A 16,747-nucleotide genomic window follows, 5' to 3' on the forward strand; every position below is an offset into this window, starting at 1 on the left:
TGTATACTATTAATGTGACTAATTTTGGTCCTGATAATGCGACTGGTTTGGTTATTACTGATGTTTTAGATAGTAGATTAATATACATTAACAGTACTACTCCTAGTGGAACTAGTTATGTTGTAAGTACTGGTGTTTGGGATATTAACACTTTGGCTAATGGTGAGAGTATTGTTTTGGATATTCTTGTTCGTTTGAATGGTACTGGTAGTATTGTGAATGTTGCGAATGTTACTAATCTTACTGAAAATAATACTGGTAATAATAGTAGTAATCCTGATAATACTACTAATATTACTGTTGTTCCTACTGTGAACATTAGTGTTGTTAAGACATCTAATGTGTCTGGATCTGTCTTAAATGGTATATTTGTTTTGTATACTATTAATGTGACTAATTTTGGTCCTGATAATGCGACTGGTTTGGTTATTACTGATGTTTTAGATAGTAGGTTAATATATATTAATAGTACAAGTCCAAGGTTTACTTATTATGTTCCTGGTACTGGTGTTTGGAATATTGGTGCTTTGGCTAATGGTGAGTCTATTGTTTTGGATATTCTTGTTCGTTTGAATGGTACTGGTAGTATTGTGAATGTTGCGAATGTTACTGGTGTTAATGAGAATAATACTGGTAATAATAGTACTCCTGATAATACTACTAATATTACTGTTGTTCCTACTGTGAATATTAGTGTTGTTAAATCATCTAATGTTTCTGGTAATGTTTTAAATGGTGCTTATATCTTGTACACTATTAATGTGACTAATTTTGGTCCTGATAATGCGACTGGTTTGGTTATTACTGATGTTTTAGATAGTAGATTAATATACATTAACAGTACAACTCCAAGATTTACTTTCTATGTTGTAAGTACTGGTGTTTGGAGCATTGGTAATTTGGCTAATGGTGAGAGTATTGTTTTGGATATTCTTGTTCGTTTGAATGGTACTGGTAATATTGTGAATGTTGCGAATGTTGCGAATGTTACTGAAAATAATACTGGTAATAATAGTAGTAATCCTGATAATGAAACTAATATTACTGTTGTAACTACTGTAAATCTTAGTGTTGTTAAGACATCTAATGTGTCTGGATCTGTCTTAAATGGTATATTTGTTTTGTATACTATTAATGTGACTAATTTTGGTCCTGATAATGCGACTGGTTTGGTTATTACTGATGTTTTAGATAGTAGATTAATATACATTAACAGTACTACTCCTAGTGGAACTAGTTATGTTGTAAGTACTGGTGTTTGGGATATTAACACTTTGGCTAATGGTGAGAGTATTGTTTTGGATATTCTTGTTCGTTTGAATGGTACTGGTAGTATTGTGAATGTTGCGAATGTTACTAATCTTACTGAAAATAATACTGGAAATAATAGTAGTACTCCTGATAATACTACTAATCTTACTGTTGTTCCTACTGTGAACATTAGTGTTGTTAAAACATCTAATGTAAGTGGATCTGTCTTAAATGGTGCATTTGTTTTGTATACTATTAATGTGATTAATTTTGGTCCTGATAATGCGACTGGTTTGGTTATTACTGATAGGTTAGATAGTAGATTAATATATATAAGCAGTACAACTCCAAGATTTACAAGTTATATTGTAAGTACTGGTGTTTGGTTCATTGGTAATTTGGCTAATGGTGAATCTATTGTTTTGGATATTCTTGTTCGTTTGAATGGTACTGGTAGTATTGTGAATATTGCGAATGTTACTAATGTTAATGAGAATAATACTGGTGATAATAGTAGTACTCCGGATAATACTACTAATCTTGCTGTTGTTCCTACTGTGAACATTAGTGTTGTTAAAACATCTAATGTATCTGGATCTGTCTTAAATGGTGCATTTGTTTTGTATACTATTAATGTGACTAATTTTGGTCCTGATAATGCGACTGGTTTGCTTATTAGTGATAGGTTAGATAGTAGATTAATATACATTAACAGTACAACTCCAAGATTTACAAGTTATGTTCCTGGTACTGGTGTTTGGTTCATTGGTAATTTGGCTAATGGTGAATCTATTGTTTTGGATATTCTTGTTCGTTTGAATGGTACTGGTAGTATTGTGAATGTTGCGAATGTTACTAATGTTGGTGAGAATAATACTGGTGATAATAGTAGTACTCCTGATAATGAAACTAATATTACTGTTGTTCCTACTGTGAATCTTAGTGTTGTTAAGACATCTAATGTTAGTGGTAGTATTTTGAATGGTGTATTTGTTTTGTATACTATTAATGTGACTAATTTTGGTCCTGATAATGCGACTGGTTTGGTTATTACTGATGTTTTAGATAGTAGATTGATTTATATTAATAGTACCACTCCTCGTGGAACTAGTTACGATGTTAGTACTGGTGTTTGGGATATTAGTACTTTGGCTAATGGTGAGAGTATTGTTTTGGATATTCTTGTTCGTTTGAATGGTACTGGTAGTATTGTGAATGTTGCGAATGTTACTAATGTTGGTGAGAATAATACTGGTAATAATAGTAGTACTCCTGATAATTCTACTAATCTTACTGTTGTTCCTACTGTGAATCTTAGTGTTGTTAAAACATCTAATGTAAGTGGGTCTGTCTTAAATGGCGCGTTTATTTTGTATACTATTAATGTGACTAATTTTGGTCCTGATAATGCGACTGGTTTGGTTATTAGTGATAAGTTAGATAGTAGGTTAATCTATATAAGCAGTACAACTCCAAGATTTACAAGTTATATTGTAAGTACTGGTGTATGGTATATTGGTAATTTGGCTAATGGTGAGTCTATTGTTTTGGATATTATTGTTCGCTTAAATGGCACTGGTAATATTGTTAATATTGCTAATGTTACTAATGTTAATGAGAATAATACTGGTAATAATAGTAGTACTCCTAATAATGAAACTAATATTAGTGTTGTTCCTACTGTGAATCTTAGTGTTGTTAAATCATCTAATGTGTCTGGTAGTGTATTGAATGGTGCATTTATTTTGTATACTATTAATGTGACTAATTTTGGTCCTGATAATGCGACTGGTTTGGTTATTACTGATAGGTTAGATAGTAGATTAATATACATTAATAGTACAAGTCCAAGGTTTACAAGTTATGTTGTAAGTACTGGTGTTTGGTTCATTGGTAATTTGGCTAATGGTGAATCTATTGTTTTGGATATTCTTGTTCGTTTGAATGGCACTGGTAGTATTGTGAATGTTGCGAATGTTACTAATGTTGGTGAGAATAATACTGGTAATAATAGTAGTACTCCTGATAATGAGACTAATCTTACTGTTGTTCCTACTGTGAATCTTAGTGTTGTTAAGACATCTAATGTAAGTGGTAGTATTTTGAATGGTGTATTTGTTTTGTATACTATTAATGTGACTAATTTCGGTCCTGATAATGCGACTGGTTTGGTTATTACTGATAGGTTAGATAGTAGATTGATTTATATTAACAGTACTAGTCCTCGCGGAACTAGTTATGTTGTAAGTACTGGTGTTTGGAATATTAACACTTTAGCTAATGGTGAGAGTATTGTTTTGGATATTCTTGTTCGCTTAAATGGTACTGGTAGTGTTGTTAATGTTGCGAATGTTACTAATGTTAATGAGAATAATACTGGTAATAATAGTAGTACTCCTGATAATTCTACTAATATTAGTGTTGTTCCTACTGTGAATCTTAGTGTTGTTAAAACATCTAATGTTAGTGGATCTGTCTTAAATGGTGCTTATATCTTGTACACTATTAATGTGACTAATTTTGGTCCTGATGGTGCGACTGGTTTGGTTATTACTGATGTTTTAGATAGTAGATTAATTTATATAAGCAGTACAACTCCAAGATTTACTTATTATATTGCAAGTACTGGTGTTTGGAGTATTGGTGCTTTGGCTAATGGTGAGAGTATTGTTTTGGATATTATTGTTCGTTTGAATGGTACTGGTAGTATTGTGAATGTTGCGAATGTTACTAATGTTAATGAGAATAATACTGGTAATAATAGTAGTACTCCTGATAATGAAACTAATATTAGTGTTGTTCCTACTGTGAATCTTAGTGTTGTTAAATCATCTAATGTTTCTGGTTCTGTTTTGAATGGTGTGTTTGTTTTGTATTCTATTAATGTGACTAATTTTGGTCCTGATGGTGCGACTGGTTTGGTTATTACTGATAGGTTAGATAGTAGATTAATATACATTAACAGTACAACTCCAAGATTTACAAGTTATGTTGCAAGTACTGGTGTTTGGAGTATTGGTGCTTTGGCTAATGGTGAGAGTATTGTTTTGGATATTCTTGTTCGTTTGAATGGTACTGGTAGTGTTGTTAATGTTGCGAATGTTACTAATGTTGGTGAGAATAATACTGGTAATAATAGTAGTACTCCTGATAATTCTACTAATATTAGTGTTGTTCCTACTGTGAATCTTAGTGTTGTTAAGACATCTAATGTTAGTGGTAGTGTTTTGAATGGTGTATTTGTTTTGTATACTATTAATGTGACTAATTTTGGTCCTGATGGTGCTACTGGTTTGGTTATTACTGATAGGTTAGATAGTAGATTAATATACATTAATAGTACCACTCCTCGTGGAACTAGTTACGATGTTAGTACTGGTGTTTGGAGTATTGGTGCTTTGGCTAATGGTGAGAGTATTGTTTTGGATATTCTTGTTCGTTTGAATGGTACTGGTAGTATTGTGAATGTTGCGAATGTTACTAATGTTAATGAGAATAATACTGGTAATAATAGTAGTACTCCTGATAATTCTACTAATATTAGTGTTGTTCCTACTGTGAATCTTAGTGTTGTTAAGACATCTAATGTAAGTGGGTCTGTCTTAAATGGTGCTTATATCTTGTATACTATTAATGTGACTAATTTTGGTCCTGATGGTGCGACTGGTTTGGTTATTACTGATGTTTTAGATAGTAGGTTAATCTATATAAGCAGTACAACTCCAAGATTTACAAGTTATGTTGTAAGCACTGGTGTTTGGTACATTGGTAATTTGGCTAATGGTGAATCTATTGTTTTGGATATTCTTGTTCGTTTGAATGGTACTGGTAGTATTGTGAATGTTGCGAATGTTACTAATGTTAATGAGAATAATACTGGTAATAGTAGTAGTACTCCTGATAATGAGACTAATATTAGTGTTGTTCCTACTGTGAATCTTAGTGTTGTTAAATCATCTAATGTGTCTGGTAATGTCTTAAATGGTGCTTATATATTGTATACTATTAATGTGACTAATTTTGGTCCTGATAATGCGACTGGTTTGGTTATTAGTGATAGGTTAGATAGTAGATTAATATACATTAGCAGTACAACTCCAAGACTTACAAGTTATATTGTAAGTACTGGTGTTTGGTACATTGGTGCTTTGGCTAATGGTGAATCTATTGTTTTGGATATTCTTGTTCGTTTGAATGGTACTGGTAGTATTGTGAATGTTGCGAATGTTACTAATGTTAATGAGAATAATACTGGTAATAGTAGTAGTACTCCTGATAATGCTACTAATCTTACTGTTGTTCCTACTGTGAATCTTAGTGTTGTTAAAACATCTAATGTAAGTGGATCTGTCCTAAATGGTGTGTTTGTTTTGTATACTATTAATGTGACTAATTTTGGTCCTGATGGTGCTACTGGTTTGGTTGTTACTGATAGGTTAGATAGTAGATTGGTTTATATTAATAGTACTGCTCCTCGTGGAACTAGTTATGTTGTAAGTACTGGTATTTGGAATATTGGTAATTTGGCTAATGGTGAGTCTATTGTTTTGGATATTCTTGTTCGTTTGAATGGTACTGGTAGTATTGTGAATGTTGCGAATGTTAATAATGTTGGTGAGAATAATACTGGTAATAATAGTAGTACTCCTGATAATACTACTAATCTTACTGTTGTTCCTACTGTGAATCTTAGTATTGTTAAAAAATCTAATGTTAGTGGTAGTGTTTTGAATGGTGTGTTTGTTTTGTATACTATTAATGTGACTAATTTTGGTCCTGATGGTGCTACTGGTTTGGTTATTACTGATGTTTTAGATAGTAGATTGGTTTATGTAAATAGTACTGCTCCTCGTGGAACTAGTTATGTTGTAAGTACTGGTGTTTGGAATATTGGTACTTTGGCTAATGGTGAGAGTATTGTTTTGGATATTCTTGTTCGTTTGAATGGTACTGGTAGTATTGTGAATGTTGGTAATGTTACTGGTGTTAATGAGAATAATACTGGTAATAATAGTAGTACTCCTGATAATACTACTAATCTTACTGTTGTTCCTACTGTGAATCTTAGTATTGTTAAAAAATCTAATGTTAGTGGTAGTGTTTTGAATGGTGTGTTTGTTTTGTATACTATTAATGTGACTAATTTTGGTCCTGATGGTGCTACTGGTTTGGTTGTTACTGATGTTTTAGATAGTAGGTTGATTTATGTGAATAGTACTGCTCCTCGTGGAACTAGTTATGTTGTAAGCACTGGTGTTTGGAATATTAACACTTTAGCTAATGGTGAGAGTATTGTTTTAGATATTCTTATCCGTTTGAATGGGACTGGCAATATTGTTAATATTGGTAATGTTACTAATGTTAATGAGAATAATACTGGTAATAATAGTAGTACTCCTGGTAATGATACTAATTTGACTGTTGATCCTTGTGCTAATTTGACAATTGTTATAAAAGTTAATTCTACAAATATTAAAAATGGAGACATAGTTAAATACACCATTACAGTTAAAAATAATGGTCCTGATACAACTGTTACTGATGTAAATTTCTTATTAAGCAATTATCTAACTTATTTAAGTTCTTCTGATAATGGAGTTTATAATTCTCAAGGAAAAACTGTTAAATGGAGTTTGGTTTCTATTGATAATGGTGGAACTGTTAGTTTTGATGTTGTTGCTAGAGTTAATGGTCTTAGTCTTATTGTTAGTGAAGTTAATGTAAGTACAAGTACTGCTAATGTTGGTTCAAATTATACTAACCATCAATTTAAGCCAGCAGTATCTCCTTATGATGTTGTTAAAAATAAAACTTACTTGTTTGCATATGATGCAGTTGTTTATGTTGGAGATTATGCAATTTTAAAGGCTTTCTTAACAGATGACCCATTGGAAGGTAAACTTATTAAGTTCTATATTGATGGTGAGTTAGTTGGATCTAACTATACTAATAGTAAAGGAATAGCTATATTTGCATATAAAACTACTAAAGTAGGTGCATTTGATTATACTGCTAGATTTGCAGGAGATTATTTGTATCGTGCAAGTCAGGATACAGCTAATGTAAATGTTTTAGCTAAAGATAATATAGTTCCTAAAGACAATATAGTACCTAAAGGTAGCTCTGGAATGCAACACACTGGCATTCCTATATTTGCATTACTTTTAGCTTTATTGTCTATGTTTACTATTCTATATAGAAGAAAAAAAGAATAATTTGAACACATTTTAGAGGTAATATGTTTCACATTACCTCTTTTATAAATTTTTTTTTCCGAGATAATTATTTTATTTATCTCTTTATTCCATTTTATTGTTTTTTCATTGTTTTTTACTTATTTTTACTTATTTTTTTACTTTTTTTACTTTATTGTTTTTTATGCCTTTATTTTGTTTTATTTATCTTTTACTTATTTTTTAGCCTTTTTAAATATTTTTACAAATCGAAAATTTGCTGATTTATAAAATTAATCTTTTTTTAAACATTTACAGCTATTTTAGTAAGTTTTTTTTATTGCATTTAATTCAAGTAATTTTTTCAATCAACTTTTTTTCAAAATAAATTATTAATATCAATTAATGTTTTTATTCCAATATTCTCCCAATTTAAATTTAATAGAATATGTCCTGGAGAAAAATAAAAAATATTCTCTTAATAGAAAACTTTAAAGACACAAAAGAGCTTAAAAACTTATTTAAAAATATTTTTCGTGAAATTATTGATGATGAATCCTTTTTTAAAAACTGGATAATATAGTATATACCCAACAGTTGCAAAATTTAAGTAATATATTATATGCTATTAGTTTAGTATGGATTACCCTTGAGATATTGTATGATACTTTGCTCAGGAGTTGAAAATTTGATTTCATAGATATTTTTATATATTTGAATAAACATATTATTAATAAATATTAAAATTATTTTTTTAAAACATGTTTAAATTTTTATCAAATATTATTAAATTAAAAAATTTAAAATATATAATTTACCAATAAATTTAACTTCATTGGATTAGTTTATATGATGAAATAAAAATATTTAAAAAAATTTGGTAAAAAACTATAGCTTTTTATTATTTTAAAAAGATATTTAATTTTTTAAAACAGCTTAAAATTACTTAAGCAATAAAAATTGTCTTATTTGAGATATATCTCTTTTTAAAAAATTTTTATAAATATAAATATACATGTGATTAAATGAGTCCAAAAATAAGTGTAATAATTCCTACTCATAATGCAGAAGATGTTATTGGAGAAACAGTTGATTCTGTAATAAATCAATCTTTTGGCTTTGAAAACATAGAACTTATATTAGTTGATCATAAATCTTCAGATTCTACTCCTAAAATTTTAAAAAAATATGAAAAGGATTATTCTAATATAAAGTCTTTTCTTTTACCTAAAAACCTAACTGGAACTCCAGGATACCCAAGAAACTTTGGAATGGAACATTCAACTTGTGAATATATTATGTTTATGGATGCTGATGATTTATTTGAAAAAGACATGTGTGAGACATTATTTAAATTAATAGATAAAACTGGTGTGGATTTTATAAGTTGTCGATATAAAATACTTTCTGGAGATAAAATTAAAAGAATCAATATAAATTTTTTAGAAAAATATGGTAAATGTTTAAAGTTTAATTCAATCTTAGAACTTCCAGAAATTGCTTATGCTTCTGCAAATATGAGTATATGGAATAAAATTTTCAGAAAAAAGTTTCTTGAAAATAATAGTATTAAATATGATAACATTCGTATGATGGAAGACACAAGCTTTATGGCAGATTGTTATATGGTAAGTAAAAATTTTATAATTCTAAATGACTATGCAGGATATATATATAGGTCTCAACGTGATTCTGGTGCATCTATTTCTCACTCTCCAAGTAAAAAATACATGATTAGTGGTGCAGAAGGTATAATGGAAGAATATTATAAAGCAAAGAAATCATTAGTTGATTATACTCCTCATTTAAATGAAGCACTAGTGAATTGGACTGTGGTATTCTTAGATAATGATTTTTCTACAGAAGAGCAGAAAAATATTTTGAAAATACTTAGACCTATGTATCATCAATATAAATGGAATTTTAGATTTGTTAATGTTAGCTTGCCTATTAATATTTTAATAAATATATTTATGGCATTTTTTAAATCAAATTTTTATATTGGCCTTTTAATGCAAAAATCATATAAATTTTTATCCCTTAAAAAAATTGTGGATAGAATGATATAATTTATTATCATTTTGATTTTTGAGCATAAGAAATTTATTTATGATGAATCGTAATTTTAATTTTTAAAAAATTTAATAATTTAATTGTGGGTAAAATTAGCCATATCTACATTTTTATTAGTATTTCTACCAATCAATAAATCAACAGTTAAATTAATAAGTTCATTAAAATTTAGTAAAGGTTTCTAATTAAGGATGTAAGTGTTTTATTGATATCTAACTTTAACAATTTGCTTCATTAAATTATTAATCATTTAGGTCACATGGAATAATACAGTGCTAAATGGGTTTTATCTATTCTCTAAATTCAAGATATTTGAAAAAAATTATAAACTGAAATTTTTTGAAAAAACTTTTTATTATCGGAGGAACTTACATGGAAATATTATCTAAAATTAGACAACATGGATTTAAAACTGTTTTTAAGAACTATTATTTATTTTCAAAGAATATAATTAATAATAAAATTAAATACTCTAAGATACATGATTATGAGTTGCTAAGAAAATACTTTGAAAATAAAAAAGGTTTAGAAATTGGAGGTTCCAGCAATATTTTTTATAAGAATAACTTTATTCCAGTGTACAATATAATGGGTTATTTAGATGGGGTTAATTTTTCAAGGTCTAATGTTTGGACAAAAAAAGATGAAAATAATGAAAATTTTGTTATTAATGATAAAATAGTGGGAAATTTATTAATAACAGATGCTGTTGATTTGTCAATTGTTCATGAAAATGAATATGACTTTATTTTATCTTCTAATAATATTGAACACATAGCTAATCCTTTAAAAGCTGTGGAAAAAATGTTATCCAAATTGATGGTGGGGGGGGTAATAGTTATTGTGGTACCAAAAAAAGAATCAAATATTGATCATAAAAGGGATGTAGTAATGTTTGAACACCTATTGGATGATTATAATAAAAATGTAGGGGAAGATGATTCTTCTCACTTTGAAGAGGTATTATTACTACATGACGTAACTAGAGATGTTCTTTATGATCATGAAAGTTTTAAAGAAATAGTTCATGATAATGTTAATAATAGACGTTTACACCATCATGTGTTTGATTTAGAAGTTTTAGAACAAATTTTACTTTTTTTTAATATGGAAGTCATAAAAAAGGATTTTAGAGAAACAGATTACATTATTATCGCAGAGAAAAAATAAGAAATAAGTCATGATTGATTAAAACATGAAACAATTTAATATATTTTCAGCATTAGTTATATTTTAGTTATAGTTTTATAGTTAATTTAAAAATTTTAAAATATAGTGTTATTAATAATGAATTTAGGCTACTCATCAATATTTAAAAATAAAAATTTACTTATTAAAAAATCTATAAAGCTTAGAAGCGAATATAATAATATTTGGATTTAATGAAAATATTTTCATCATAATATTCAGCAGTATATTAAACTTTAAAGAAATTATAATCATTCTTGTAGTGAGTTTATATGATTTATAATGTGGTTTGAGTTTATTTAGTAAATATAATTGACAATTTTTATCTAAATTTGTAAATAGAAATAGTTTAGTCCATCCAATGAGCATTTCTCCTTTTAATGTATCAAACTCATTTGTATCTTCCAAGAGAGAAAAAATTTTAAGTAATCCATTAAACTGGTTAATAAGATTTCTTTTAGTGAAAGACTGAGAAGTAGACTTATTGCTCTCATTTGTCCGAGTATTATGTCCATAACCCCAATAATTATTGAGAAATACAATTCCTTGAGCATGTAAAAAGAAAGCAGTAGAAAAATATACATCTTCATAAAGATCATTTTCAGGAAATTGTATATTATTAGCTAAAATCACATCCTTTTTAAAAATTTTATTCCAAATCATTGTTGGAAAATTAGTAGTAACTAATTCAGGATGATCATGAATTGATTTCATTACTAATACTTCATCGTAGTCATTTGCAAAAGTTTTAGGTTTTTTAATAGTATTGTTAATAAATAAATCATGTTTAGATTTGTTTAATTCATCGAATCTACAACTTACAACATCACATTCATATTTAGTGATAGTAAAATATAATTTTTCGCAAATGTCTGGATAATAATCATCATCATTATCCAAAAACATAATATAATCTGCTGAAGAAGCATTAATTCCCACATTCCGTGGTTTACTTGGTGTCCCACTATTTGTTTCTAAGAAAATTGAAACTATATTTTCATATTTTTCAGATAAATTTTTAAGAATATCTTTTGTAGTGTCTGTAGAATTATCATCTACTAATATGAGTTCTATATTTTCAAATCCAAATGTTTGATTAATAACAGAACCAACAGTACTTATTAAGTACTTTTCTGCATTGTATGTTGGAATTATGACACTTATTTTGGCTTCCATATAATCAATCTCCCCTTTCATCCTACTTTTCACATTATAATTACTTTTCACATTATAAAATACAAAAATAATAAATCATTACTTATGAAAATTTCTATAAAATATAGTATAAATATTTTTTTATTCTTTGAGGTTAAAAATCTTAGATGGTTTTTAATATTTTTAACCCAATTAAAAATCCATTATGAATTGGACTCATTTATTATTATATCTGTTATATATTTCTTTTTATTAGATTTGGTATGGTACTATTAATACAATTTTCAGCTTGAGTATTTGTTGTAAGTTAATTTATTTTTAAATCTTCTTTGGGATTTAATAGAAATCTTTTTCCTTTGACCATGAAAAATTTTTTTAAATAATCTCTTAAAAAATTCATGAAATTATTTTAACTAATCTTTTAACATTCCTAAACTTAGGTGAAATACACATTATTGGTGTTTAAATTCTAGATTTTCAATCATGTCTTAGATTAAGGAGTAAAATTACTCCCCCCAGTTATAATTTCCTAATCCTAAAGCTCTGGCAACAATATGGTGTCTAATGTATTTATTTTTAATTAATGATTCAATTTTTAAAAAATTATAGAGTTTACTTAACAAAATAGCTATTTTAATATTAGAAGAAAAAGTTTTCATGAAAATTCGCATTGGAATGGATAAAGAATCATAAGAATCATAGCTTTTAAATAGTTCCCAATTACATTTAAGAATCTGTTTTCTTTCATTGACTGTAAAATCATGTCTTAAAAATTCTAATGCTAAATCTGGCATTAATTTAAGAGAAAATTGGGTTAAATAGCTGTTTTTTGATTTTAAAATTTCATAAGTTAATTTAGTGCCTTTATATATCCCAACATGAAATTTTTTTGATGCTGCAAGATGTATTGAATCATCTTGGTGTATATATCCAACATATTTAACTTCTAACCATGTATCGGTGTTTAAATAACATAAAGATGCAAAATATAGGTCTTCATTAGATATATCTTTAGGAAATCTAATATTGTGTTCATTTAAAAAATTTTTATAGTATAATTTATTCCAAAGTAAAGTGTTAATTATAGAAAAATCTTTTTTTTCATGGTCATGGACAACAACCGTATTTTCAGAAGGGTTATTTTCTTCGTTGTAAAAATTTGAATCCCTGACCCAACATTCAGCAAAATTAGCACCATATTCCTCAGCAGCTTTATATAACTTTTCACAAAGTTCTGGTTGGTACACATCATCACTATCTAAAAACATGATGTATTTGCCCTGTGCAGCATCAATTCCATTGTTTCTTGGTATATTTGGACTCCCACTATTCTTTTCTCGAAATATGGGATGAATATTTTCATATTTTTTGGCATAATTCTCTATAGTTTCTTTGGTATCATCTGTAGAGTTATTGTCAACTATTATTAACTCAATATTTTCAAACCCAAAACTTTGATTCATAATTGAATCAATAGCTTGTTTTAATAAACTGGCACGATTATAAACTGGTATAATAACACTAATTTTCAATTCCATATACTCTCACGCTTGATCTACTTTTAAACTTTTTATTTTAATTTATTTATTTTTTACTAATTTTATTATAATTTTGTGTATTATTTGAATTTTACTCAGCTTCTTTTTTAATTTCCAATACATATTGCTTGTTGTCAGTAAATATGTTTCTGGATGAACTAAATTTGCAGGTAAATTGGAGTTTATAGAAATTCTCCAAAACTATAATGCATGATTTAATCACAAAAACTGTAAAAAAATAAAGCCACAGTTTACACAGATGAATACTCAATTTATCATAATATTCAAGAACATGAAAAAATTTCAGAACACTTTTCCATAAACCATTCACAAAAACAACATGCATCTGGAGCAATTCATGCAAACAATTGTGAAAACAGGCATTTATTACTCAGACAATTGTTAAAAATATTTAGATGAGTATCTAAAAGATTTCTAACTGGATATATAATGATTTATTATTTATGGGTATATAATGGTTTACTAGTATGTAACTAATTATAAATCAGATGCACCATAGAAAAATACTTCAAACATTATTAAGCCATAAACTACATTAGCACATTAGCAATAAATATTTAAAATGTAAAAATTAAACTAATTCAGATTAAAAATATTAATACTCGTAAATCATAACTATTATTAATTATAATTTAAAAAATATATACTATTTAATATATTTAATTGATTAAATAAATATTTTCTTTAAATATTTTCTTATTAAAAATCAGAGAGAAAAATAAAAGATTAATGAAAAATAAAAAAATTTTATATGCAAGAGATATTAAAATTTATTGTTTCTCATATATTTGATTGCCTTGTAGAAGACAACTTTAGTATTTATTATATATGATGTCATATGATAAACCAAGAGGAAAAAATTGAAAATCTTAAATTCAAAACTTGTAGAAATAAAAATAATAAAAATAATAAAAATAAGATTTATTGATTTTTAATTTAAAGGCTAGAAAAAATTTATATAAATAATTAATATAATAATCTAATTTAAAAAATCAGTATTAAATATAGATTAAATAAATAAAAGATTAATAGAAGTTTAAAAAGGATGTTAGAATGAAAAAAATATTGGTTACTGGTGGAGCAGGATTTATAGGATCGAATCTTTGTAAAAGACTTTTAGATGAAGGAAATGAAGTTATATGTTTAGACAATTACTTCACTGGAGATAAAAAAAACATAATTGACTTAATAGGCAACCCTTACTTTGAATTAATTCGCCACGATGTTAGTTTTCCATATTATGTAGAAGTAGATGAAATATACAATCTTGCTTGCCCTGCTTCTCCTATCCACTACCAACATGACCCAATAAGCACTGTAAAAACCTCCGTAAGTGGAGCCATTAACATGTTAGGTCTTGCAAAAAGAATTAATGCTAGAATTCTCCAAGCATCAACAAGTGAAGTCTATGGAGATCCAAATGTTCATCCACAAAAAGAAGATTACTGGGGAAATGTCAACCCAGTAGGTCCAAGATCATGTTATGACGAAGGAAAAAGATGTGCAGAAACTTTGTTTATGGATTATCATGTGCAAAATAAGGTAGACATTAAAATAATAAGAATTTTCAATACTTATGGTCCAAATATGCAACCAGACGATGGGAGAGTAGTTTCAAACTTTATTATTCAAGCCTTAAAAGGTAAAGACATTACAATTCATGGAGATGGAAAACAAACAAGGAGTTTTCAGTACATAGATGATTTAATAGAAGGAATGATAAGAATGATGAAAAGTGAAAACTTTAGTGGACCTGTAAACATTGGAAATCCCAATGAATTTACAATTTTAGAATTAGCAGAAAAAATTATTGAATTAACAGAAACAAAATCAGTAATAAAATTTCTTCCACCTCAAATAGATGATCCAAAACAAAGATGTCCTGATATAAGCTTAGCAAATGAAAAATTAAATGGTTGGAAACCGAAAGTCCAATTAGATGAAGGGCTTAAAAAAACAATTAGCTATTTTGAAAAAAGAATTTAATAATTTTTATTTAAATTTATTATCAGTAGTTTGTAAAGTGTTTTTGTATTTTTATCTTTTATAGTACATTATCCAAAAATATCCTACATAAAGTGGTTAATACTAATTTAATGCTTAAAATAATTAAAAATCTGATTATTTGTAAATTTAATCATATCTCCATTATTTATGTAGTATTCTTTGTACCAATCAACAGTTAACTTAATAGAGTCATTAAAATTTAGTAATGGCTTCCAATTAAGATATTTAAGTGCCTTACTGATATCTAATTTTAATAAAATTGCTTCATGGAATTTATCATCGGATTCTACTTTGTAATCTCCAAATCCCCAATGGAAAATTAGGGTTTTAACTAAAAGTTCAACATTTACTATATTTTCATCATATGGTCCAAAATTCCATGAACTATTAAAGTCAACAGATGATAAATCATTTTTGTTGGAATCATTATCTATTTGCTTACTCATATTGGTAATTAAAGTTAAATAGCCATTTAATCCATCTAAAACATGTTGCCATGGTCTTAAAGCATTTGGATTTCTTAGAGTGATTACTTCATTTGAATATAAAGCATTTATACAGTCAACAACTAATCTATCTTTAGACCAGTCTCCTCCACCAATAACATTTCCAGCTCTTGCTGTAGCAATAGCAACTGATTGATTGCTATTATTATTATTATTATTATTATTATCGCCAGTATTGAAAAAAGACCTTCTATAAGCAGATGTTACAATTTCTGAACAAGCTTTTGAAGAACTATAAGGATCATAACCTCCTAACTTGTCTGATTCTTTGTAAGCATAATTAATTTCCTTATTTTCATAACATTTATCTGTAGTAACATTTAAAAGGACAGTTGAGTCTGAATTTCTTTTATGTTCATAATTAGTTAGTTTCCTCACAGATTCTAATAGGTTTACAGTACCTATTACATTGGTTTGATAAGTTTCAACAGGTTCAATATATGATTGCCTAACTAAAGGTTGAGCAGCTAAATGGATTATTATATCGGGGTTAGAATTTTGTATTAATTCATTTAAAGAATTAAAGTTTCTTATATCTCCATAAAAATGATTAATATTGTTTTCTAATTCTAAAATCTCAAAAATACTTGGTTTAGTAGGAATTTCACTTGAAAAACCTATAACATTTGATTCAAGATTCAATAGAATTTGGCTTAACCAGCTTCCTTTGAATCCAGTATTTCCTGTGATTAATACTTTTTTATCTTGAAAATAATCTTTAAATTTTTTTAACATAGATTTCTCCAGAAATAACTCATTTTTATAAAGTTTATTTTGATATTAGAAAATCATTTTTTTTTTTTTTTTTTTTTTTTTAACGATTGATATTAATGAC

The 16,747-nt window shown here is 27.4% G+C and carries 7 protein-coding genes; 4 read left to right on the forward strand and 3 right to left on the reverse strand.

Going from position 1 to position 16,747, the window contains the following annotated elements; translation table 11 throughout:
• Window positions 1–14 precede the first annotated feature (14 nt).
• The 3 genes from MBCUR_RS07155 to MBCUR_RS07165 all read left to right on the forward strand — a co-directional run bounded on the left by MBCUR_RS07155 (window position 15) and on the right by MBCUR_RS07165 (window position 10,667).
• Window positions 15–7,466, forward strand: a complete 7,452-nt coding sequence (locus MBCUR_RS07155; protein WP_245637297.1) for a DUF11 domain-containing protein — start codon at window positions 15–17, stop codon at window positions 7,464–7,466.
• A 983-nt stretch (window positions 7,467–8,449) separates the two neighbouring features.
• Window positions 8,450–9,493: a glycosyltransferase family 2 protein gene (locus MBCUR_RS07160; protein ID WP_067092034.1), complete on the forward strand. Its 1,044-nt coding sequence runs from the start codon at window positions 8,450–8,452 to the stop codon at window positions 9,491–9,493.
• Window positions 9,494–9,869: 376 nt separating this feature from the next.
• Entirely contained in the window at window positions 9,870–10,667 is a 798-nt protein-coding gene (locus MBCUR_RS07165; RefSeq protein WP_067092036.1) for a methyltransferase domain-containing protein, read from the forward strand.
• A gap of 156 nt (window positions 10,668–10,823) precedes the next feature.
• Here the strand turns inward: MBCUR_RS07165 and MBCUR_RS07170 are convergent, their stop codons facing one another.
• Together MBCUR_RS07170 and MBCUR_RS07175 are read right to left on the reverse strand one after the other, a co-directional pair.
• Entirely contained in the window at window positions 10,824–11,861 is a 1,038-nt protein-coding gene (locus MBCUR_RS07170) for a glycosyltransferase family 2 protein (RefSeq protein WP_169805814.1), read from the reverse strand.
• A gap of 485 nt (window positions 11,862–12,346) precedes the next feature.
• Entirely contained in the window at window positions 12,347–13,378 is a 1,032-nt protein-coding gene (locus tag MBCUR_RS07175; protein ID WP_067092040.1) for a glycosyltransferase family 2 protein, read from the reverse strand.
• A 1,074-nt stretch (window positions 13,379–14,452) separates the two neighbouring features.
• Here MBCUR_RS07175 and MBCUR_RS07180 point away from each other — a divergent pair.
• Window positions 14,453–15,385 carry a UDP-glucuronic acid decarboxylase family protein gene (locus MBCUR_RS07180; RefSeq protein ID WP_067092042.1) on the forward strand — a complete coding sequence of 311 codons (933 nt, stop codon included), beginning with the start codon at window positions 14,453–14,455 and terminating at the stop codon, window positions 15,383–15,385.
• A gap of 107 nt (window positions 15,386–15,492) precedes the next feature.
• Here MBCUR_RS07180 and rfbG read toward each other — a convergent pair whose 3' ends face one another.
• Window positions 15,493–16,647: a CDP-glucose 4,6-dehydratase gene (gene rfbG, locus MBCUR_RS07185; protein ID WP_067092044.1), complete on the reverse strand. Its 1,155-nt coding sequence runs from the start codon at window positions 16,645–16,647 to the stop codon at window positions 15,493–15,495.
• Window positions 16,648–16,747: the final 100 nt, after the last annotated feature.

Source organism: Methanobrevibacter curvatus (genome assembly GCF_001639295.1).
GTDB lineage: Archaea > Methanobacteriota > Methanobacteria > Methanobacteriales > Methanobacteriaceae > Methanoflexus > Methanoflexus curvatus.